This is a genomic window from Planktothrix sp. PLAVEN19ND (assembly GCF_057220675.1).
In genome coordinates this window covers 2,835,969-2,858,755 of the sequence record NZ_CM170132.1, presented here as the reverse complement: position 1 = coordinate 2,858,755, position 22,787 = coordinate 2,835,969, and the positions used below count along the sequence as shown (strand labels likewise).

23 protein-coding genes are annotated in these 22,787 nt (G+C 41.1%); 15 read left to right on the top strand and 8 right to left on the bottom strand.

Annotated elements, in window-relative coordinates; all coding sequences use genetic code 11:
* Positions 1-48 precede the first annotated feature (48 nt).
* From AC2D3N_RS12545 to AC2D3N_RS12520, 6 genes are all read left to right on the top strand, one after another.
* A complete protein-coding gene (locus AC2D3N_RS12545) occupies positions 49-1,980 on the top strand; it encodes a carbamoyltransferase family protein (protein ID WP_484691030.1) in 1,932 nt (643 codons plus the stop codon).
* Positions 1,981-2,095: 115 nt separating this feature from the next.
* A complete protein-coding gene (locus AC2D3N_RS12540) occupies positions 2,096-2,509 on the top strand; it encodes an SxtJ family membrane protein (RefSeq protein WP_484691029.1) in 414 nt (137 codons plus the stop codon).
* On the top strand, positions 2,509-2,673 hold the full coding sequence (locus AC2D3N_RS12535) for a DUF5989 family protein (protein ID WP_087882252.1): 165 nt from the start codon (positions 2,509-2,511) through the stop codon (positions 2,671-2,673). Before AC2D3N_RS12540 ends, AC2D3N_RS12535 begins: the two co-directional genes overlap by 1 nt.
* Positions 2,674-2,676: 3 nt before the next feature.
* Positions 2,677-3,891, top strand: a complete 1,215-nt coding sequence (locus AC2D3N_RS12530) for an SGNH/GDSL hydrolase family protein (RefSeq protein ID WP_484691028.1) — start codon at positions 2,677-2,679, stop codon at positions 3,889-3,891.
* Entirely contained in the window at positions 3,888-5,114 is a 1,227-nt protein-coding gene (locus AC2D3N_RS12525; RefSeq protein ID WP_484691027.1) for an SGNH/GDSL hydrolase family protein, read from the top strand. Before AC2D3N_RS12530 ends, AC2D3N_RS12525 begins: the two co-directional genes overlap by 4 nt.
* 98 nt (positions 5,115-5,212) lie before the next feature.
* On the top strand, positions 5,213-6,541 hold the full coding sequence (locus AC2D3N_RS12520) for a hypothetical protein (protein WP_484691026.1): 1,329 nt from the start codon (positions 5,213-5,215) through the stop codon (positions 6,539-6,541).
* Positions 6,542-6,559: 18 nt separating this feature from the next.
* Here AC2D3N_RS12520 and AC2D3N_RS12515 read toward each other — a convergent pair whose 3' ends face one another.
* The 6 genes from AC2D3N_RS12515 to AC2D3N_RS12490 form a co-directional block, all read right to left on the bottom strand.
* Positions 6,560-7,033, bottom strand: coding sequence for a hypothetical protein (locus AC2D3N_RS12515; RefSeq protein WP_079677897.1), 474 nt, complete (start codon positions 7,031-7,033; stop codon positions 6,560-6,562).
* 68 nt (positions 7,034-7,101) lie between these two features.
* A complete protein-coding gene (locus AC2D3N_RS12510; protein WP_484691025.1) occupies positions 7,102-9,417 on the bottom strand; it encodes a tetratricopeptide repeat protein in 2,316 nt (771 codons plus the stop codon).
* Between the two features lie 83 nt (positions 9,418-9,500).
* Entirely contained in the window at positions 9,501-10,421 is a 921-nt protein-coding gene (locus AC2D3N_RS12505; RefSeq protein WP_079677896.1) for a HEAT repeat domain-containing protein, read from the bottom strand.
* A gap of 20 nt (positions 10,422-10,441) precedes the next feature.
* A complete protein-coding gene (locus AC2D3N_RS12500) occupies positions 10,442-11,236 on the bottom strand; it encodes a calcium-binding protein (RefSeq protein ID WP_079677895.1) in 795 nt (264 codons plus the stop codon).
* 77 nt (positions 11,237-11,313) lie between these two features.
* Positions 11,314-12,726 (bottom strand): glycosyltransferase, encoded by a 1,413-nt coding sequence (locus tag AC2D3N_RS12495; RefSeq protein WP_484691024.1) that lies wholly within the window; start codon positions 12,724-12,726, stop codon positions 11,314-11,316.
* 270 nt (positions 12,727-12,996) lie between these two features.
* Positions 12,997-14,052, bottom strand: coding sequence for a glycoside hydrolase family 10-like protein (locus AC2D3N_RS12490; RefSeq protein WP_484691023.1), 1,056 nt, complete (start codon positions 14,050-14,052; stop codon positions 12,997-12,999).
* A 271-nt stretch (positions 14,053-14,323) separates the two neighbouring features.
* On the opposite strand from AC2D3N_RS12490, the gene AC2D3N_RS12485 reads away from it, so the two are divergent.
* From AC2D3N_RS12485 to speD, 3 genes are all read left to right on the top strand, one after another.
* The gene (locus AC2D3N_RS12485; protein WP_079677892.1) at positions 14,324-14,626 is read left to right on the top strand and encodes a hypothetical protein; all 303 of its coding nucleotides are present in this window, start codon (positions 14,324-14,326) and stop codon (positions 14,624-14,626) included.
* 233 nt (positions 14,627-14,859) lie between these two features.
* Entirely contained in the window at positions 14,860-15,915 is a 1,056-nt protein-coding gene (locus AC2D3N_RS12480; protein WP_484691022.1) for a pentapeptide repeat-containing protein, read from the top strand.
* A gap of 101 nt (positions 15,916-16,016) precedes the next feature.
* Complete coding sequence (gene speD, locus AC2D3N_RS12475; RefSeq protein ID WP_026788369.1) at positions 16,017-16,436, top strand: adenosylmethionine decarboxylase; 420 nt, start codon at positions 16,017-16,019, stop codon at positions 16,434-16,436.
* Positions 16,437-16,729: 293 nt separating this feature from the next.
* Here the strand turns inward: speD and AC2D3N_RS12470 are convergent, their stop codons facing one another.
* The gene (locus tag AC2D3N_RS12470; RefSeq protein ID WP_234996630.1) at positions 16,730-17,341 is read right to left on the bottom strand and encodes a hypothetical protein; all 612 of its coding nucleotides are present in this window, start codon (positions 17,339-17,341) and stop codon (positions 16,730-16,732) included.
* A 132-nt stretch (positions 17,342-17,473) separates the two neighbouring features.
* On the opposite strand from AC2D3N_RS12470, the gene queF reads away from it, so the two are divergent.
* From queF to AC2D3N_RS12445, 5 genes are all read left to right on the top strand, one after another.
* A complete protein-coding gene (queF, locus tag AC2D3N_RS12465) occupies positions 17,474-17,908 on the top strand; it encodes a preQ(1) synthase (protein WP_484691021.1) in 435 nt (144 codons plus the stop codon).
* A 70-nt stretch (positions 17,909-17,978) separates the two neighbouring features.
* The gene (gene rpmI, locus AC2D3N_RS12460) at positions 17,979-18,176 is read left to right on the top strand and encodes a 50S ribosomal protein L35 (RefSeq protein ID WP_079677889.1); all 198 of its coding nucleotides are present in this window, start codon (positions 17,979-17,981) and stop codon (positions 18,174-18,176) included.
* 37 nt (positions 18,177-18,213) lie between these two features.
* Positions 18,214-18,570, top strand: coding sequence for a 50S ribosomal protein L20 (gene rplT, locus AC2D3N_RS12455; protein ID WP_484691020.1), 357 nt, complete (start codon positions 18,214-18,216; stop codon positions 18,568-18,570).
* A 123-nt stretch (positions 18,571-18,693) separates the two neighbouring features.
* Entirely contained in the window at positions 18,694-19,236 is a 543-nt protein-coding gene (locus AC2D3N_RS12450) for a tetratricopeptide repeat protein (protein ID WP_079677888.1), read from the top strand.
* Positions 19,237-19,484: 248 nt separating this feature from the next.
* Positions 19,485-19,715 (top strand): hypothetical protein, encoded by a 231-nt coding sequence (locus AC2D3N_RS12445; RefSeq protein ID WP_079677887.1) that lies wholly within the window; start codon positions 19,485-19,487, stop codon positions 19,713-19,715.
* A gap of 382 nt (positions 19,716-20,097) precedes the next feature.
* Here the strand turns inward: AC2D3N_RS12445 and AC2D3N_RS12440 are convergent, their stop codons facing one another.
* Positions 20,098-20,436, bottom strand: coding sequence for a P-II family nitrogen regulator (locus AC2D3N_RS12440; RefSeq protein WP_079677886.1), 339 nt, complete (start codon positions 20,434-20,436; stop codon positions 20,098-20,100).
* A 499-nt stretch (positions 20,437-20,935) separates the two neighbouring features.
* Between AC2D3N_RS12440 and ilvB the strand changes: the two genes are divergently transcribed.
* The gene (gene ilvB / locus AC2D3N_RS12435; protein WP_079677885.1) at positions 20,936-22,774 is read left to right on the top strand and encodes a biosynthetic-type acetolactate synthase large subunit; all 1,839 of its coding nucleotides are present in this window, start codon (positions 20,936-20,938) and stop codon (positions 22,772-22,774) included.
* The last annotated feature ends 13 nt before the right edge of the window (positions 22,775-22,787 follow it).

Genomic DNA, 22,787 nt, shown 5'->3' with positions numbered 1-22,787 from the left:
TCTTTATAATCACAGACAGGCTCGACTGCGCCTAGTGAGGAGACACCGATGAACATACTTGGAATTTCAGCCTACTACCATGACAGCGCCGCGGCGCTCGTCTGTGATGGTAAGATTGTGGCCGCGGCCCAGGAAGAACGGTTTACGCGCAAAAAGCACGACCCAGGATTTCCCGCCAACGCCATCCGCTATTGTCTTCAGGAAGCGAACATCACCTTTTTTGAAATTGATCAGGTGGTTTTTTATGATAAACCCCTGGTGAAATTTGAACGACTCCTGGAAACCTACCTCAGCTACGCGCCCCGAGGGTTTCGTTCTTTTATTAAAGCCATGCCCGTTTGGTTAAAAGAAAAACTTTACCTAAAATCCGTATTAAAAAAAGAATTATGCACTATCGCCGGGGCTAAAAAAGCCAAACTTCCCCCGTTATTATTTACCGAACATCATCAATCCCACGCGGCTTCTGCCTTCTTTCCCAGTCCCTTTCAAAAAGCGGCGGTGATGTGTTTAGATGGTGTGGGAGAATGGGCAACAACCTCGGTTTGGTTGGGAGATGGTAATAGTTTAACCCCGGTTTGGGAAATCGATTTTCCCCATTCTTTAGGCTTACTTTATTCAGCTTTTACCTATTATACCGGGTTTAAAGTCAACTCCGGGGAATATAAATTAATGGGATTAGCTCCTTACGGGGAACCCATTTATGTTGATAAAATCCTCACCCATTTAATTGATTTAAAAGACGATGGTACATTCCGATTAAATCTGGAATATTTTAATTATGCCGTCGGTCTGACCATGACCAATACTAAGTTTGATCAACTGTTTGGTGGCCCGCCCCGTAAGCCAGAAACCCCCATTAGCCAACGGGAAATGGACATTGCTGCCTCGATTCAAGTGGTCACCGAAGAAGTGGTGTTGCGTCTAACCCGCAGTGTGCAGAAGGAATTAAACGTTGATTACCTGTGTTTAGCTGGAGGGGTAGCCCTCAACTGCGTGGCTAACGGCCGGATTTTGCGGGAAGGCCCCTTTAAGGATATTTGGATTCAACCAGCCGCGGGAGATGCGGGAGGGGCGTTAGGGGCAGCCTTAGCGGTTTGGTATCAATATCATCAGCAACCGCGCCATGTAGAAACCGATCTAGCCTTCGATGTTTCGGCGGAAAAACAATTAGAAACCAGTGCCGGATCAAAACCTGCGGTTGTGGCGTTAAAAACCCATCAAAAACGCTTGGATTATATGCAAGGTTCCTATCTGGGGCCGAAATTTAGTGATGCTGAAATTCAGGAGTATTTAGACAAGGTTGGGGCGAACTATTTACGCTTAGATGATCCCGAATTAATGCCCCGTCTAGCAGAAATTTTAGCCGCAGGAAACGTGGTGGGATGGTTTCAAGGACGGATGGAATTTGGGCCGAGAGCCTTGGGCGGACGTTCAATTATTGGTGATCCGCGCAATCAGAAAATGCAGTCGGTGATGAACCTAAAAATCAAATACAGAGAGTCTTTCCGACCCTTTGCCCCATCGGTGAGGGCGGAACGAGTTTCTGATTATTTTGAATTAGATCGCCCTAGTCCCTATATGTTAATTGTGGCTCCGGTTCAAGAGCGTTTAAGAATTCCCATGACCCCGGAACAGGAACAACTATTTGGGATTGAAAAACTTAATGTTCCCCGTTCAGAACTTCCCTCTATTACCCACGTTGATTATTCCGCCCGGGTACAAACCATTCACAAAGAAACCAATCCTCGTTATTATGATTTAATCCATCATTTTGAAAAACAAACGGGCTGTCCTGTAATCGTGAATACCTCTTTTAACGTGCGGGGGGAACCGATTGTTGGTAGTCCCGAAGATGCCTACCGTTGTTTTATGCGAACGGAAATGGATTATCTGGTTTTGGAGAATTTCCTATTAGCTAAAACGGAACAAACCCCCTGGCAAAAAGATGATGCTTGGCAAAAAGAATTTGAATTAGATTAGCGTTTCCCTCGTCCCTCTCGTTTCTAGGTTCTACCTAGAAATGCCTCTGGGTGGCTCTGCCACCCTCGATAAAGAAGGCGTGAACGCCTCACTACGGTTGAATTAAATTAAGATTATGACTGATCACGATATTCCTCAACTTGACGCCAAAGGATTACGCGAATTTGGATTAACCACCGGAGCCATTATTATTGGCTTATTTGGTGTGGTTTTACCTTTATTATTCGGACATTGGCCACCCAGAACTTGGCCCTGGATATTAGGAACCGTCCTGATCCTTTGGGCGTTAATTGCCCCCAAAACCTTAAATCCCGTGTATCACTACTGGATGAAGTTTGGGTTATTTATGGGGGCAATTAACAGCAAGATTATTCTCGGTGTCGTCTTTTACGTTATGATGGCTCCGATGGGATTTATTAAACGCCTATTCGGTTCTGATGCGATGCAGCGTGAATTAAATCCCAGCCTCTCAACCTATCGGGTTGCGAGTAAAGTTAGACCCAAAGAAAGTATGGAGCGACCGTTCTAGTGTTTGAAGCAACATTAGATTTTTTGAAGGATATTTGGGCGTTCATGAGAGAACGCAAAAAGTATTGGTTATTGCCTCTAATTATCACACTGGTTTTATTAGGGGCTTTGATTGTTCTAAGCCATGGTTCTGCGATCGCACCATTTATTTATACTTTGTTCTAAACGATGGGGCATTGGAAAACATGGGCATCAAATCTAGGACTAGCTTTAGGTAGTTTAGTCCTAGGTCTTGCGGTCGGAGAAATCGGTTTACGGTTAGCCAATATTCAGGGATTAAAAAAACTTCCTGAACCGGGTCATGCAGTTTTTTCTCCTTCCTTTTTTACCCAATCCGATCCTGATCGCGGTTGGTCGAATCGACCTGGGGCTAGGGGATTGTGGCAGTATGAAGGTGAATCCTATGTTGAAGTTAATAGTGATGGTTTGAGGGATAAGGAATATGCGATCGCTAAACCTAAAAACACCTTTAGAATTGCAATTTTAGGAGATTCTTTTACCTTGGCATCCCAAGTTCCCGCCGAAAAAAACTATACTTCGGTATTAGAAAAAACCTTGAGTAACTGCTCCAAATTCCAAGGTAAAAACATTGAAGTTCTCAATTTTGGAGTCGATGGCTATGGCACAGCCCAAGAATTAATCACCTTGCGGGAAAAAGTAGGAAAATATCACCCCGATTTAGTAATTGTTTCCTTTTTTATTGGCAATGATGTGATTGATAATTCCCGACAATTAGAAAATAACTATTATCGGCCGTTTTTTGTCTATAAAAATGGTCAATTAGAACCGGATTTTTCGTTCCGTAATTTACCAATGGGGTATAGTAATCGCTATTTGATTACAACCGTTGATCATTTTCCCGATTGGTTAGTCAATAACTCTCGAATTTTACAGGTGGCAAAAAAAGCCGAATTAGAATATCGCAAAAATAATTTAGTTAAACACTCTAACGAATTAAGTGTTAGCACCTTTCGAGAACCTAAAGATGCGAATTGGAAAGAAGCATGGCAAATTACAGAAGATTTACTCACCTCAATGCAGCAAGAAGTCAAAAATAAAGAAGCTAATTTTTTATTAGTCATTATTGCCGATCCGATGCAAGTTCATAAAGATGAAGCCACAAGAAAATTCTTTCAAGTCTCTAATAAAATTGATAATTTATATTATCCCAATCAACGATTAAAAGATATCGGGAAACGGCATAATTTCCCGGTTTTAGACTTAGCCCCCGCTTTTCAATCCTATGCAACCAAAAATCAAACCTGTTTACATGGGTTTGAAAAAAATGGTACGCTTTGTGGGGGGCATTGGAATCCAGAGGGACATCGTTTAGCCGCAGAATTAATTGCTAATCAATTGTGTGAAAATAAAACTGGATTATGAAGATTTGGAAATCTTTAATTTTAAATACGAGCCTAGTTTTTGGGAGTTTAGTCTTAGCAATTGTTTTGGGAGAAGTGGGATTAAGAATTGCGGGAATTGAACATCAACCGCCCCTTCCGGCAGACTCAAAATCTCTCGCTTACACCGTCAATGATCCCGAGCGGGGTTGGTCACCTCGACCGAATGCTAAAACAGTTTGGGCGGGGGAAGGAGAGGTTTCAGAAGTGAAAATGAACAGTTTTGGAATGCGCGATCGCGAACGAACTTTAGAAAAACCCACTAATAGTTATCGCATTGCTGTATTAGGGGATTCTTTTATGGAAGCTTTGCAAGTTCCCCTAGAAAAAACGGCATTATCAATCATGGAGACTCAATTAAAAACCTGCCCCATTTTAAAGGGGAAAAACATTGAAGTCTTAAATTTTGGAGTTCAGGGTTACGGGACTGCCCAAGAATTAATGACTTGGCGACATCATGCCCAACAATTTTCTCCCGATTTAGTAATTTTGGGTTTCTATCCTGGGAATGATATCACCAATAATTTTCGTGCCTTAGAACATGATCATTTACGTCCCTATTTTGTGGAAACAAATGGTCAGCTTGTGGAAGATGTATCCTTTAGAAAATTAAACCCTAATAGTATTGAACGAGATTATTATTTATTTTCTAAAATGGATCAATTACCTTATCCATTAATGACAAATTCTCGAATATTACAAGTGATGAGACAAGCGGAAATGGAATCTAAACGTCGTCAGTTGCAAAAAGACTATCGGGAAACGGAGATTGATTTTTATAAGGAACCCCCCGATCAAAATTGGCAACAAGCTTGGAAAATTACAGAACAGTTAATTACACTACTCAAGGATGAAGTTAAAGCTCAGGGAAAGGATTTTATGCTAATAATGGTGAGTGACTCCTTTCAAGTTCTGCCCGACCCCAAAAAACGTCAAGAATTTATGCAAAAACATCAAATTCAAGATTTATTCTACCCAAATAAGCGAATTGAAGCGTTAGGAAAACAAAAGGGATTTCCGGTTTTACAGTTAGCAGAACCCTTACGAAAAGAAGCAGAAAGAACCGGAAATTGTTTACATGGATTTGAGAATGCAGAAGTCTGTGGAGGACATTGGAACGTTCAAGGAAATCGCGTCGCCGGGGAATTAATGGCTAGTCAAGTTTGTCAACAACTGATGGGTCAAACCCAAAAGTCTCAACCGTAAAATTAAAATTGCTCTCGTAATTGTTATATAATAATGTAACGGGGTTTTTGCCTCGTCAAAAATTTTAATTGTTTTGGTTTTAATTTTCTCTTATTACTATGAAAAATTTTAAATTCTTGCCTCAAGCTAAAGCAGGTCTAAAAATAGGGTTAATTAACTTAGTTGTTTTATTCGTTCTTTTAGAAATTGGTTCGTTAATTTTTTATTATTCTAAGCATAAACAATTCTACTATACCCGGGAACGTACAGAGGATTTACAGAACTTAGGGATTAATTTAGAAGGGGTAAGAGTCGGGGAATCTGTAGTCGAGAGATTACATCCTTATTTTGGTTATGTGCAGAAACCCGGCCCCGATTTTAGACCCGGATTTAAGTATAATAACTATGGGTTTATTTCTCCCTACGATTACCCCTACACAAAAACCAATAAAAATCAAGTAATTGTTGGAGTTTTAGGTGGCTCCGTTGCGGGTAATTACTCAATTTATGAAGTTCAAAATAAGATTTTAGAGAAAAAACTCCAACAACTCCCTCAATTTAAAGGCAAAGAATTAATTATTATCTCTTTAGCCATTGGCGGGTATAAACAACCCCAACAGTTAATTACTTTAAATTATCTACTCTCCTTGGGGCAAAAATTTGATCTAGTGATTAATATTGATGGCTTTAATGAAGTTGCCCTCGCTAATATTAATAATCAAAATGGATTAGAATTTGCCATGCCCAGTTCATCCCATGTTCAAGCCTTAACGGGTTTAGCTAATAACAGTCTATCCACTCGGGCACTCAAAACCCTATTAAGAATTAAAGATAATAAACCTAAAATCAAAAATGCCTTAGAGACCTTAAAAGATTGTCCCTTAGCCTCTTGTAATGCAGTCATGTCCCTGTATGTTGAAGACTTAGTTAACAACTATCGCCGAGATGTGGCACGATTTGAACGATATCGCCAGAAACCCTCGGAGGATGGTAGTTCGGCGGAGAGTGTGATTTATTTTTATATGCAATATCCCATTTTAACCGATGCCAAACTATTCCCAAAAATTGCTAATCATTGGGCTAAAAGTTCTATTTTAATCCATGAAGTTTTAAAAGAAAATAATATTCCCTATTTCCATATTTTACAACCTAATCAATATTATCCCACCCAGCGAGTGTTTAGTGAAGCGGAAAAAAAAGTTGCCTTTAGTCAAGATAGTCCCTATCAAGATGCCGTCAAAAAAGGATATCCCTTTTTGTTAAAAGAGGTGAAAGAACTCAAAGCTAATCAAATTAATTTCTTTGATGGGGTATCTATTCTCGATGATACTAAAGAACCAGCTTATATTGATAACTGTTGCCATTATCAGAAAATAGGAGAAAATATTTTATCGAATTTTGTTGCGGATTCAATTGTCAATACGCTGAAAAAGCAACCCAGTCCCTAATAGGTTTAATTTAATCCTTTACCTATCTAACGCAGCTAATTCGGCGCGACGTTGTTTTAATTCAAACTCTAGTTGTTGAATTTCTTGCATTAATTGTTGACGTCTTTTTTCTCCAGAGTCTTGCTGTCTAATAAAATAGGCATCAATTTCAGGCCATAATTGCACCCCCCAATCTTTACTCCCGGTTTTTAATTCGTTTAATACTTCCACACTTCCATCGGGTTCTAAGATAAATAAAGTATATAATCGTTCCGTAACATTCTGTTTTTGTTTCTTTTTTTCACAAAATAAATATAATCCGGGTTGTTGGGTGGATAATTGATCACATTGATTCACAAAACTACCTAAAATAGAATAACCATCGGTGCGACTTTTATCCAAACCATCGACTAATTTACACCAATTTCCAGTTTTGATTAAAAACCGAGTTTGCCAAAATCCTGGAGCATGAAAAAATGCTTCTTTGAGGTTAATTAAAATTGCTTGACTCATATAAAAAGGGAACAGGGAACAGGGAACAGGGAACAGGGAATAGGGCGAATTAGTTGTTAAAGTCTCCTTTAATTAGGGGGATTTAGGGGGATATTATTAAAATTGTGAATAGTTTGTTGATAAAATTTTTCTAATGCTGGGACACAACTTTTATCCTCATAGAGTTTCCATTGATTTTGTTTGATTTTTTCTCTAATTGCTAATCTCCATTCTAAATCTAATCCTAACTTTATTGCTATTTTAATATAATCTTCTCGATTTTGGGCAATGGTTTCTGTGATTCCTAATCGGTTTAATATGCCCGCAGACTGACGACTTCTCATCCATTCTCCCTCACAGGTAACTAGGGGAAGACAACAGGATAAACTATCTAAAGTGGTTAAAAAACCAGTAAATTGCAGAGTATCTAAGCCAATATCAGCTAAGTTATTAAGTTGTAAATAATCTAGTTTATCTAAACGGGGTAAAATCACACAATATTCTTGAATATCTAAGTTATGTTCGGCAAAAGATCGGTTTAACCGTTGTTTAAACTTTTCGGTAATTGCAGCATTCCAATGGGCTATAAATACAAATTGAGCGGATTTTATCTGTTTAGCGATCGCCACTAATATTAAATCAAAATCTGGCAAATACTTAAATAAAGATTGACAGGATAAGTATAAAATAGCATCCTCTTTTAATCCAAAATCTAAACGGGTTTTTTGCAGTTCTAATAACGGAGGTTGAGCATAATTAATTCCTAAATTCGGCAAACAAAATAACCGCTCTGAATAATGGTTTTCAGCCCTGGGAGGTTCTAATAATTCCGCAGAAATAAAATAGTCAATCGTCGGTAAACCCGTAGTAATCGGATGTCCCCAAGCCGCACATTGAATTGGAGCAACTCGTAACCCGGCTATCTGGGTTAGTTGAGGGCACATCCCAATATCTAAAAATACCAGAATCTGGACTTGATCCGCTAAAATTTGCTCAACAATCGGCTCTAAATTGCCATAATTATGATAGAATTGATCACTATAAAGCTGAAATAAATTAGTAATGGCATCGGTTTCTTTTCCGGTATAATAACAATGGATTTCAAATTTATTGCGATCGCAATCTCTCAACCATCCTAAAAATACTAACCCGACCGTATGCCAGGTTAAATGGGAGGAAATATAACCAACTTTGATTTTTTGACTAGCAGTTAAAGGGGGCAATAATAAAGGTTTTGTCCATTCAGGATAATTTGCTTGCATAATTCGATGGACAAATCCACCATATTGTTTTTGTAGCTCTAAATCATCATATCCCTGATATTGTAAATAAAAATGAGTTCCCCTAGCAATAGCGGTTAACGCCTGTTGTTTAACTTCTGAATCCTCTAAATCTGTTTGTTCAATTAATTTAACTAATTCTTCAGTAAAATGTTGTCGATACTTAAAAATTTCTGGAGAATGATCATATAAAATCGGTAACAAAGATTGTTTGGCAAATTTGACAGAAATATGATTTGGAAACCTATCAATAGACTGTTCAGCTATTTGCAATGCCGTTTGAATTTCCCCCAAATTTTGCCAAGCTGAAATTAAAGCCAAATATAATTCTATCCCATCAGGAAACCGTGGCAAAGCCTGTTCATAAATAGCAACCGCCTCCCACCATTGCTCTAAATTTTGATAACAGTTTCCCAATCTTAAATAAATTTCAACTGTTGCTAATGGAGTCTGTAAAATATTATGATAAAATTGAATAGCTGTTTCATACTGATCTTGAAATTCCGCCGCCAATCCCAAATAGAAATCCGCCCTTTCAGAATTTTGATTAACCCTGAATGCTAATCCCATCTGATATAATAAATCAGAATCATGGGGATGAATATTTAAGGCTGTTTCATAAAGAGCGATCGCATCTTCTACCCGATTTTGTCCTAAAAAAAGATTCCCTAACTTTAAATATCCCCTAGCTGTATAGGGTTGTCGATCTATCCCTTGCTGATAATAGAATTGTGCGGTTTGAAATTCTCCCAATTCTGCTAACAAGTCACCCAATTTCAAACACCCATCTATCCCTTCCTTGTCTAAATCAATCGCCCATTTATACGCCGAAATTGCTTCGGTAATATTCCCCAATTTTTCCCAAACCCAACCCAAACTATAATATTGACTCCCTTGGGTTCCATCTAAGATTAAGCAACGTTCTAAAATTTCCAATACTTGATCATATTTCTCATAGTAAAAATATACCCTAGCCAAACCTTGCAACGCCTGAATATTATCCTTATCCAACTCTAAGATACTTTGATATTTCGCCTGTGCAGACTCAAAATATCCCGCCTGTTCTAAGGCTAATGCCGAGGCATATAGCCCTTGAATATTAATACTAGATCGAGGATCATTCATATTCTGAAAACCATTCATAGGGTACGTCAAAAAAGTACACGCACCCTGTCCTAATCTTGATGGCAACTGCTATACCAAAAAAGTTAAGAACCCATACGCTGGGGCTGATTCCCCAGAGGCACAGGGCGATTTCCTAGGGGTCGATTTCCCAGGGGTCGATTTCCGGGTTGATTTCCTTGAGGACTGACCCCAGGCTGATTTTGCCGTTGAACCAGTAATTGATCGGAGGTGAGTTGATCCAACTTCATCGCCACCGTTTGACGAATTTGGCGATCGCTATTTTGTAAGGCTTGGGTTACACCCGTAATCCCCGACGCCTGAATATTCCCCAAAGCAAACGCCGCCCGAGCCCGCACTCCTGCATCCGGGTCATTCAACGCCTCTTTCAAAGCCGGAACCGCCACCGTACCCATGCGTTTAAGGGCGATTGCGGCGGCCAGTCGGACTTCCTCATCGGTATCTTGTAACGCCTGAATTAACGGAGGGATGGTATTTGGGGCCTCGGAACCGATGACTCCCAAGCCCAAAGCTGCCCCCTGACGAACGGCACTCTCAGGATGGTTTAATCCGGCTGTCAACTCCTGAACCGCTTGCTGTAAAGCCTCTGGGGAGGCTACGGTAATTTGTTTCAGGGCAACAGCAACATCCATCCGCACCGCCGATACCGGATCTTTTAAGGTCGCCAGCAACGCCGGAACCGCATCCACCGCATCCTGGGCCATCGCCCCCAAGGCAAAAGCCGCCCCCCGACGAATGCCTTCGTGGTCATCGCTCAAGGCTTCGACTAAAATCGGAATCGCCGGAGAACCCAAGGTTTTTAAGGTTTTGATGGCTTCTAAACGGTTGTGTCGGTTAGTATCAGTTAATTTTTGTAACTGATCAATCACCGCCGTGGTGGTCATAGCTTGGGTTTGAGCTTTCCCTGCAAACAATAGCACCATTGATAAACATAATAATGCTAGTTTTGCGGAATAAAACCCATTAAATTTGGTGTTGGTTTCCATAAAAAGTTCCCAAATTTTGTTTATAAATTAAAATCAAATCCGTTACTAAAAACGAAATCCAAATCGAAGGTTAACTGGGCAGGTAAAAATCCATCGTTAATCACTACACCCAAAATTCGTCCGTCTAATAATTCCACGATAATATCATTTAAGCCATCGCCATTGAGATCATTTTCTTGGGGTAACAAATCAAACCGATCTCTAAATAAGGAATTCGGATCAATTTGAGTTCCTAGCGGAACCGCAATTTTATCTCCATTAAACGGACTGGTTCCCGGTTCAAATTGTTGAATTTCATCCACATTCCGAACCCGAACACTGGCTTCACCCGGGTCAAAAATAAAGGTATCATTTCCTAAACCACCGATTAATGTATCAACCCCGGCATCCCCATCTACAATATCATTTCCCAGGTCACCAAATAGTATATCTCCATCTTCGTCACCATAAAGACTATCATTACCTTGACCGCCATAAATACTATCGGCATTAAATCCTCCTTCTAGGACATCATCACCGAAATTTCCGAAGATTAAATCATTACCAGCACCTGCAAAAATCCGATCATTATCTTGTCCACCAAAGAGGGTATCAAATCCATTGGATGCCACCAGAGTATCATTTCCTTGATTGCCATTAATTAGTAAATTATCGCTGATGTTAGAACTCTGTAAATTATCATTTCCTGCCAATAATAGTACACCGTCTGGATAGGCGGAAACCTGTCCAGAAAATAGAAGAACATTATCATCTTGGGGACTTGCTAAAAGGGCAAATACACCAGGAATTGTGCTAGGAGTGAGAAAATTAGCCATAGTTAAAACAGTCCTAAGTTATTTCTGAATAAACCTTACAGGGTTTTGGTTAGGTTAGCAAACCCCATGGGATAGAATTATAGATCAATCCCGCTTGAGGATCGAAATTGGGGAGGAAATAGCTGATAATCGGGATGGGAATAGATTTTATCATAAAAATTTTGATCGTTTGCTTGACCTTCAAACATATTTTGACAGGTTTTTTGTTGAGTATGGAGTCGAAAATAAGATAGAGTTTCTTCGACAAAACCGACTTTAAATTGTGCCAATATTCTCCACCATAAATCTAAATCGACTAATTGATTTAATTCGGGGTCAAAACCTGCTATAGTTTTAAATACTGATTTTCTTAATAATACGGTGCTGGGTTCTCCAATTTTATTAATCGGATGTTGCCATAAATTCGGATCGTTTAGAAGTTCTTTTCCCCATTGAATTGATTTTAAATTAGACCAACTTTGATGTAAATTAGCAAATTGTTGATAAACTGCAATTAATTCTAAATTAATATTTTCTTGCTCAAGAAAAAACATTTCCCTAGGAGAAAAAACCAATCCAATATCGGGATCGGTTTCGGCTAAATCAACCATTTTTTCAATACAATTAGGCATTAAAATATCATCTTGATAGACAAATTTAATATATTTACCCTGGGATTGATTAATACAAAAATTGCTATTTTCAGCTAATCCTAAAGTCTGATGAGTTAAAATATTAATGGGAATAGAAGTTTGGGTTTGAAAAGATTGGGCGATCGCGATCGTATTATCGGAGGAATGATCATCAGAAATAATTAATTCTATTGCTGAATAGGTTTGAGATAAAATACTAGATATCGCTTCAGCAATAAATTTTTCTCCATTATAACTCGGAATACAAACACTAACTAAAGGTAATTCTGGATTAAAACTATAATTAAATTTAACCTCACATATTTTTTCAGAAAGTTGATTAATAATTAAATCTTTTTGACTATTTCTAAATCCCAAAAACCCAGTTTCTTCAAGAAACCGAGTTTTTAATATAATTTCCGTTTCCCAAATTGCCTTTCTAAAAACAGATCCAATTTTTACCCCTTCTCGCTCATCTTCAAAATCTATGAATTGTTGAATCTGATTAACTCCATCAACCTCTAAATTATTATCTAAAATATTAATAGCTTCTGCCAAACCTTTCGGATACAAGATCACCGGATATTGTAGCCAAACAATATAATTACCCCGGGCTTGGGCAATGGCTTGATTAAAAATATCCTGACTATTAAAAGCAGGTTCAAAATATAAAATCTGATGCTCTTGCAAGTTTAAATAATTCAGAATATCAGCTAACTCAAAATCAAGTAAATTTCGATTTACTAAAACAATAAATTCATAAATGATCTCTAAATTATACTCTAAACTCCTAATTATATCTAATAAAAAATCCCCCTGTTGCCAGAAGGGAATAATCACAGATAGTTTTATCTTTTCTGTCTCTAAACTATTTGGCATAATCCTTAAACCAGTCCAGTATTGACAACTACAAAGCAGGCAAAACAAACAGTGTACCCCCTAGCAAAAAGTAACCCACTTCCCCTACTCCCCCCTGCCTCCCCTGCCTCCCCTGTCTCCCCTGCTCCCCCTGCCTCCCCTGCTCCCCCTGCCTCCCCTGCTTCCCCTGCCTCCCCTGCTCCCCCTGCTCCCCCTGCCTCCCCTGCCTCCCCTGCCTCCCCTGCTCCCCCTGCCTCCCCTGCTCCCCCTACTCCCCTACCTCCCCTGAACTTATCTCAATTTAGCCGGAATAGCATAGGGCCCTTTTTTCAAAGCAGTTGCCAAGGCATTATTATTCAATCTTAGGGCTTCATAAAAGAAAAATATTTCTCCCTGAACTCCTTTAAACCGATTATAGTCAATTGACTTTAATAAATCATCAGTCGTAATGCAATAGGAACCTATTTTTGCTAAAATACCTGGAGAAAGTTTGGGTAACTGCCAATCCCTAAACTGAACATCAACTAATTGATCAACTAACCCTTTATAACTCCAAAAATTGCGTCGATATAACTGAGGGTGAATCCAATCCACTAAATCTTGATCAATCCAAGCAATATAATCCTGTAAATATTCATCTAACCCCCATTTATAAATACTAGGAGCCATGGAAATCAACAAATTTGGCTTGATTGCCTTGACTTCTCGACGCAAACGAATTAAAAAATTTGTGAGGATATTCGCCCGCCATTGTACCCATTGGGCGTCTTTATGATAGGTCGGAGGTTGACGCCCGAATTCCTCCCGATAAAGAGCAACCGTTTTTGGATCATACCCTCCTTCCGAGGGCATTGCAGGCATCCGGTCATCCCCCTGAATTCCATCAATATCGTATTTTCTCACCACTTCTAAGACTAAACTTAGAACAAAATTTTGTACTTCTGGGTCAAAAGCATTCATCCACTCAAACCCATTTTTAGCAACTAATCCCCCCGTGGAATTAATCCCCGACCACTCAGGTTTTTGAGATAAAATTCGGCCCCCATTTTGTTGATAAGAACTCGCAAATCCAAATTCAAACCAGGGAACAACTTTTAGTCCCGCCCGATGACCTTCCTCAATTACTTCCTGTAACGGGTCGCGTCCCTTAGCATAGAAATCAATTTCGATACCAAAGGTTTGAGACATGACTTGAGAGCGATAAAAAGTCACGCCCTTATTCCAAACCACCGGAAACACCACATTAAAACCCGTCTCCGCCAAGAATTCCATTGCTTCGGTAATGGTCGGTCGAGAAAACAGCACTCGACTGTCCGTATTGGTTAACCAGACACCGCGAATTTCCATAAAATCTCCTAACAGGATCACACTTTAATCTTAGTATGGAGGTTTTCCAGGTTTAGTGATTCAGCAATTAGCACTTTGAATCTGACACTTGCCCACTTGAGCCTTCAGCGATTATGATTAGTTTAAGGAATAATTGTGATCAATCGAGGTGAAAAGATCAGTTAACCTTTGATCCTAGCCCGTAAAAATCCCCGAACCCTTTTGAGGTCAAGCCGTTGTGCCTAAACCATGCCAGGATTAGGGAGGAAAGGGTTTAGGATTAAAATATCCTATGAATATCCCAAATCAACAGCGATGGAGGAGTTTATTCCGGGTTAGACCTCTAGCCCGTCGTTTTCATCCGAAACCAATATTTCACTCGAACTCGGTTGTCAGTTTACCCAGGCTTGGGGTGTTTCCCCTCCCAGGTAATCAACCCGGGTCTAAGGCTTCTAAGCCCTTTCAGTCTCGAATTATTTTATCGACGTTGCGGGATATTCCACTTCAGCCGCACTATGATTTTCAGCAATTCTGTTTAGTAATAATCTGGCGATTAATCGCCCAATACACCTATATTGCAGGTGATACCAGTTAGGCTCGATTAACTTTGGGGTTAGCGATTCACCGAAATATAGTCAGGTAGCAAAGCCCGATACAGTTAGATTCTAACAAAGAATTTAGACTGAAATCCAATCAGGGTTAGGTTATCCGTGATTACACGCCCATAACTGTTATTTTGCATTCTTTTTCCCCTGCCATGAACTGCGATTCAAGCAATTTGTGGTCATTTTCCACTATTTACACATTAAATAAAACCGTTCATTTTTTATGAAGGCTAATGAAAGCATCGATGTCGATAAGTTATTAACTCGATATGCTACAGGAGAGAGAAATTTTAGCGGTATCCATCTGATGGTAGCCTGCTTGAAACAGGAAAATTTGAATCGGATTAATCTCAGTAACGCGGCTTTACAAGGAACTAATTTATCTCGCGCTCGCCTAATTGGAGCCAATCTCAATGGGGCTGATTTGAGTCAAGTCAACCTCTCCATGGCGGTTCTGGTTGAAGCGAATCTCAGTGGTGCCAGTCTGACCGATACTATTTTACGCAATGCTGACCTGAGTGGAGTTATGCTCAGTGGTGCGATTTTGTCCCAAACCGATTTGACTGGGGCTAACCTCACCGGAGCCAGTTTAATTTCAGCCTGTCTCCTGAATGGTTGCAAACTCACCGATGCGATTTTAGTGGGGGCAACTCTCAGCCGAGCAATTTTAAGCGGTGCTGATTTAAGTGGGGCCAACTTAACTCGAACCATTTTAACCGAAGTTGATCTCAGTGGTGCTAATTTAAGTCATGCTAAATTAGTCCGATCTTATCTAAACCAAGGTAATCTGAGTGGGGCGAATCTGAGTCATGCCGATCTGAGCGAGGCTAGTCTACGAGAGGCTAATTTGGGTGTGGCCAACCTGGTGGCGGCTAACTTACAAGGGGCGGATTTAAGTGGCGCTAACTTAAACGGAGCCAACTTAAAAGGAGCCTGCCTCCAAGACACAAATCTTAAAGATACCTATTTAAACGGTTTAAATTTACAGAATGCTGATTTAAGACGCAGCGATTTGACCAAGGCTAATTTGCGGGGGGCGAACCTCAGTGGCGCGAACTTGGAAGGGGCGACGCTCTTAGGAGCAGATTTGCGGGGGGCGAACCTGAGCCATGCTAATCTCACTGGAGCCGGATTACTTTTGACTTCCCTCAAAGGCGCCAATTTAACCGGAGCTAATCTCTGTGCGGCTAACTTAATCGGTGCGAGTCTCAATATTGATAACCTGAACCAAGCCACCCTCGAAGGAGCGATTCTGCCCAACGGAGCCAGCTATTCTTAGGGATTCGGAGCGGTTTTGATGAAACTCTTGCACAATTTCTGAAAATGTGTGATATGATCAGAGGGTTTGATACACTTTAGGGTGGAGGTAAAACCCGAAGAATGAAACAATTGGGAACCCATCTGGTCGTTGACGCTTGGCAGTGTCCTGCAGAACTTCTGAACGATCCCGAACGCATCCGTCGCGCGATGCTTGATGCAATTTCTGCTGGAGGGGCTACCCTCATCGACTTATGTGTACACCAGTTTAGTCCTCACGGAGTAACTGCAACAGCCACTTTGGCTGAGTCTCACATTGCCATTCACACTTGGCCAGAATTAGGCTATTTCGCTGCTGACTTATTCTTTTGTGGAGCAGGCAATCCTCAGCGAGCCATTAAGTTTCTAGAAACCGCGCTTCAAGCCAAACAGGTAAGATCGAGAGAATTCAAACGCGGTTATGAACCCGACGAGACTGAGATCCCAGATTCAATTAGTGAAGAATCTTTAGCAACTTTAGTTGAAACTGGAACTCGCGGTTAAAACCCGTTTATCGGTCATCCGAGTCAAGTCAAATCGAAACAAAAGATTGTGTTTCTCATCCTCTCGTTGGTATTGATAATTTCCTAAAATTCAAAATAGTGAAACTATTAATACCAACACCGAGCTAACACAATCAATGTCCCTTCTGGAAACTACATTACAGCCACTCGATAAGGTGGCTAATTCCTAGGAAGTTGCATTAATATCTACAACTTCAAAAACAGTATTGGCGGAAGGAAAACCCTCCGCCATTATTTTTATAAATCATGTTTGGGAAACAATTCCTGAATCATCTACCGTTGTTGGTTCAACAGAGGACGAACAATCCAATAACCCGCACCAAAGGCAACTACGACAATCAAAACAATTGATACAATTAGCCAAAACCCGCTCAATTCAGAACGCTGAGATTTAGACATCGGGCGTAACCGAGCCTCCGTTGGTTCTGTAAATAATGGTTCAGCTACCTCCGTATTTAACGGTTGTTGGGGTGGCTGAGGAAAGGGAAAACTGGGTTGATTTCCCCTGGCTTCTGGTATGGTCTGCTGTGCAATTTCCAGAACTGGGGGATTTGTTGGAGTCGCGCCGAGATTGCTAGGAATTTCGAGGGTAAAAGAACTCGCTCCTGCAGATGAAAATTGAGATTTTTTCCCCTGACCGATGCTTTGAGCTTTATTAATGGCTTGGTGTAACCCAATGGCAGATTGCACAACGTTTTCTAATTCTTGCCTAAGTTGTTGATTTTGCTGGGTTAGCTGTTGATTTTGGGTTTTGAGCGTTTGCAGTTGAGATTGAACCGTTTGCAACTCCGCCGTAACTTCTCGATAAATGGAAATGGGAATCGATGGAGAGTAATTACTCGATGCCACTGACGGATTAGGGCTAGAGGCGTCAGCATTTTGCATAAGACTTTTAATTGAGGGTGAACATTTTATTAGAAACTTATTATGTTTTACAATACCTGTGATTAGAACGATTTGAACGAATTTTTTTCAGCAATTTCAGAAAAATTCACCCTTCCATCACATAAATTAACCATGAGTCACTCTTATACTGAACCCACAGAAGTTTCTACCGCCAGCCCAGAAGAATTAAAGTATGGTGAACGGGAAATCGAGGAAGGACAATTGATTACCTTTCCCAATCCCAGAATTGGTCGTCGCTATCAGGTTGAGATTACCTTACCCGAATTTACCTGTAAATGTCCTTTTTCCGGCTATCCCGATTTTGCTACGATTTATTTAACATATCTTCCCGATGAGCGGGTAGTGGAATTAAAGTCTATCAAACTGTATATTAACAGTTACCGCGATCGCTATATTTCCCACGAAGAATCCATCAACCAAATTTTAGATGATTTTGTTGCCGCTGCCGATCCCTTAGAAGTCCGAATTAAAGGGGATTTTAACCCCCGAGGGAATGTGCATACCGTTGTGGAAGTCGCGCACCAGAAGCTCAACCCCAACCTCTAAAGCTCAAGACTTGTGAGAATATCAACTCCTATGATAGAATTATAGGCTGTGTCGAAATTTAGGGAAATCCATGCCCAAACTCAAAACTCGTAAATCTGCGGCCAGACGTTTTAGAGTCACTGGCAGTGGAAAAATCGCACGTCGCAAGGCTTATAAAAGCCACCTGTTACAGCATAAAAGTTCTGCTCGCAAACGGAATCTGTCTAAGATGGCGCTGGTGAGTGAGACTCAAGAAGACAACGTGCGTTTGATGCTGCCCTATTTGTAAGCCTCTAAACGAATTTTATTAAAGGAAACAAACGTAAATGACCAGAGTTAAGCGCGGTAATGTTGCTCGCAAACGCCGCAAAAAAATACTGAAACTTGCCAAAGGATTCCGTGGTTGTCAGTCAACTAACTTCCGCACCGCGAATCAGAGAGTTATGCAGGCGTTGAAAAATGCCTATCGCGATCGTCGTAACCGCAAACGTGATTTTAGACGGTTGTGGATTACTCGGATTAATGCCGCGGCTCGGGTTAACGGAATTAGCTATAGTCAGTTAGTTGGTAATATGAAAAAAGCCGATATCTTACTGAATCGCAAAATGTTAGCCCAACTTGCTGTTTTAGATCCTCAAACCTTTGGGAAAGTCGTTGATCTTGCCAAGAGTGCAAACAAGTAGTTTTAACCAATTAAAACCGCCTGTTAAACTGAATAGACAAAATTGCCGATTGTCGGCTCAGGTGAAGGATCGGATTTAATCTGTCCTTCGCCTTTGTGTTGAAAAAACTCTCTTTTTAAAATGATGGATAAGAACCTTCCCATTGCCTATTTATTACTTTTAGTGGCGTTGCTTTCTGGGGCTATCGTCTTTGTGATTCGTCAAATTATTAAAACTCGTCGGATAGAAAGCACCCTTTTTGATCTACAAAATAAGTTATCAAAAGAACAGGGAAATGCACAAGAATATTATGAATTAGGAAGTATTTATAACGATAAAAAACTTTACTCTCAAGCTGTTACCGTATTACAAAAAGCCTTGAAAGCTGGGGAAGATGAAGCTCCTGAAAACCTAGCCATGATTTATAATGCCTTGGGATATGCCCATTTAGCTAAAGAACAATACGATATTGCCATTCGTCAATATAAAGAAGCCTTAAAGTTAAGTCCCATTTACCCCACCGCTTCTAATAATTTGGGTTATGCCTACGAAAAGAAAAAGCTAACCGCTCAAGCGTTGGAAGCCTACGAAGAAACTCTAAAAAATGATCCCGATAATCAAACCGCCAAATATCGAGCCCAATCCCTACGCAAACGGATTGGAATTCCCTCAGAATCGGCTAAGTAGGGGGGAGCAGGGGGAGCAGGGGGCAGGGCAGGCATTTGTCAAGATTTAATGCAAAGGATTAAGAGAGTTGTAGCTGTTGTGACATCTTGTATGTTTTTGCTTGCAATTTGAGAAAACTCGGTTATTCTGGAAACTTGAAGAAAGTATTAAGCCTTCTCCCAAATGGTGAAGTAACTTTCTAAGTCACTCAGAAAAACACTGTTATTTTCTGTATAGAAACTGACAAAACTGCATCCATCGGAGATTTTATGACTCCTACAATGCTTCGTCAACTTTGGTCACTGGTAGAAACCACTCAAGCATCCACTTTAGTTGATCTTGATGATGCGAGTCTTGTCCAGTGTTTAGTCAAACAGTTCAAAAAACAAGCTGGCATCAACGCCAAAGAAGCCGATCTCTTAAAGGATTATATCTGCTCTCGGATTGCTTTAATTCGAGATATGGCAGAAGCCCGCCTATCTGGAGATGCTTCGGCTTAACCCCCCATATTCCAATAGTTTCAAATTCAGTGAAAGTATAACTATGGGGGAATTTTTCTCAAAAAGCTGCATGGAAAATTCTCAGATTCAGGTAAACTTAAAGCGTTTGAGGTCACTCCTTGAGAGTTAATGACCTCAAAAACTTTATCAAAAATGGCAGCAAGAAGACCCGCACCATAGGGAATGTTGGTGTCGGGGTGAATAGCGCGGAACCAAAAGAACAATTACCTATAACAGTTAAGTTAGACCCCTGTGGGCGATGATTTGTCTGCTGAAGAATTGATGACCCAACGAATAACAAATTGGAGCCAACCGATAAAAATATAAGATAGTGTAATAAATAATGGGATACGACAATGCCGTATCCCTGATGGAAAAAAACTTAAATGGCTTCTAAATTTTTCTCTCCAGTCCGAATTCGGATGATTGCTTCCACGGTCGAGATAAAAATCTTACCGTCACCGATTTCTCCTGTACGGGCGGCAGAAATGACTTTATCCAAGACCATATCAACCTGACTATCTTCGACAACAATTTCAACTTTGAGTTTTTGCAGGAACTCCACGGTGTACTCAGAACCCCGGTAACGTTCCGTTTGACCCTTCTGACGTCCAAAACCTCTAACTTCAGAAACCGTCATCCCCACAATACCTGCATTGACCAGGGCGATTTTAACCTCATCAAGTTTAAAAGGCCGAATAATTGCTTCTATCTTCTTCAAGATCCTCACTCCTCAAGTTAAATATTTCTTGTAGTCGTCACTTAGCATTCTATCTCTTGATATCATCGCCAAGAAACAATTATTTGTAAAATATGCTACAATTTATCCCCTAAATGGAATCAGGGTTGACTGAGCCTAACATCTTGATCTCAATTTGATCTAATCAAACTAGAGAACAAGGGAAAAGCCAACGAACACACCCCAAATCCACCAGAGATTCTACCATACTTTGGAAAGTTAAGATAATGGTTTAAGAATCGATAGACAGACTCCCTTGAAAATCTATCTGATCTCCCTAAAAAATCCCAACACCCTTAACAACTTCACTGATATTGTAAAGTCTTGTTAAAAGTGGCAGTCTCTCAGGCTTGAGAGCTTGGTAACTTTTAAAATAAAAAAACTATCGAAGGGCGGGTTAATCAAAATCAAATTTTAGTGTGCTGCACGCTAATTGAAAAACCTACCCCCAGTCAACTCAAACACAGTTCGAGGAATTACTGTGCAACTAAAAACTAAAATAGCTGCAAAACGAGCAACGGGCGCTTACGCATTGATGGACAGTTTGAAACGCCATGGCGTCAAACACATTTTCGGTTATCCCGGTGGAGCGATTCTGCCCATTTATGATGAACTCTATCGCTTTGAAGCCACGGGGGATTTAAAACATATCCTGGTGCGCCATGAACAGGGAGCCGCCCATGCCGCCGATGGTTATGCCCGGGCAACGGGCCGTGTCGGGGTCTGTTTTGGAACTTCTGGCCCGGGAGCCACCAACTTAGTGACGGGCATTGCCACGGCCCAAATGGACTCGATTCCCATGGTGGTAATTACCGGACAGGTGCCCCGGTCAGCCATTGGGACGGATGCCTTCCAGGAAACGGATATCTACGGGATCACCCTGCCGATTGTCAAACACTCCTATGTGGTGCGTGATCCGAGGGAGATGGCTCGAATTATCGCCGAGGCGTTCCATATTGCCAGTAGTGGACGTCCTGGCCCGGTATTAGTTGATATTCCTAAAGATGTAGGTTTAGAAGAATTTGATTATATTCCCGTTAATCCTGGGGAAGTCACCTTACCCGGATATCGGCCGACGGTGAAGGGAAATACCCGCCAAATTAATCAAGCCATTAAATTAATCCGGCAGGCAGAAAAACCGTTACTCTATGTGGGCGGTGGAGCGATTGCAGCCGGAGCCCACGGGGAAATCCAAGAATTAGCCGAACTGTTTAATCTACCCGTGACCACAACCCTGATGGGTAAGGGAGCGTTTAATGAAACCCATCCCCTATCGGTGGGAATGTTGGGAATGCACGGCACCGCCTATGCTAATTTTGCGGTGACCGAATGCGATTTATTAATTGCCGTGGGCGCCCGTTTTGATGACCGGGTGACGGGGAAACTCGATGAATTTGCCGCCAGGGCCAAGGTGATCCATATTGATATTGATCCGGCCGAAGTGGGGAAAAATCGCGCCCCGGAAGTTCCCATTGTTGGGGATGTTAGACAGGTGTTAGTAGATTTATTGCGCCGATGTCAGGAAACGGGCGGAGCAACGGAAACCCAGCAAAAAACAGCCGAATGGTTACAACGGATTCAACGCTGGCGGGAAGATTATCCCCTGGTTGTGCCGATTTATCAGGATTCCCTATCCCCCCAAGAGGTGATCGATACTTTGGGGAAAATGGCTCCCGATGCTTATTTCACCACGGATGTGGGACAACATCAAATGTGGGCGGCTCAATTCCTGAAAAATGGCCCGCGACGATGGATTTCCAGCGCCGGGTTAGGGACAATGGGTTATGGAATGCCCGCGGCGATGGGGGCAAAAACAGCCCTTCCCCATGAACAGGTGATCTGTGTGGCCGGGGATGCCAGTATTCAGATGAATATTCAGGAGTTAGGGACTCTGGCCGAATATGGGATTAATGTAAAAACCGTGATTGTCAATAATGGTTGGCAGGGCATGGTGCGTCAGTGGCAAGAAACCTTCTATGGCGAGCGCTATTCTTCTTCTAATATGCAGGCGGGAATGCCTGATTTTGTGATGTTAGCCCAGGCCTACGGGGTCAAGGGGATGCAAGTCACCCGCCGGGAGGACTTGAAGGATGCCATTGCAGAAATGTTGGCTTTTGAGGGCCCGGTATTAATGGATGTGCAGGTGAAACGGGATGAAAACTGCTATCCGATGGTCGCCCCAGGTAAGAGCAATGCTCAAATGATTGGTTTACCTGAGCGGACAAATTTAGAAACCATTGAGTTAGTTTATTGCAACAATTGTGGCGCGAAAAATGTGGGCAGTAATAATTTCTGTCCTGATTGTGGCACTAAATTATAAATTAACCAGATTT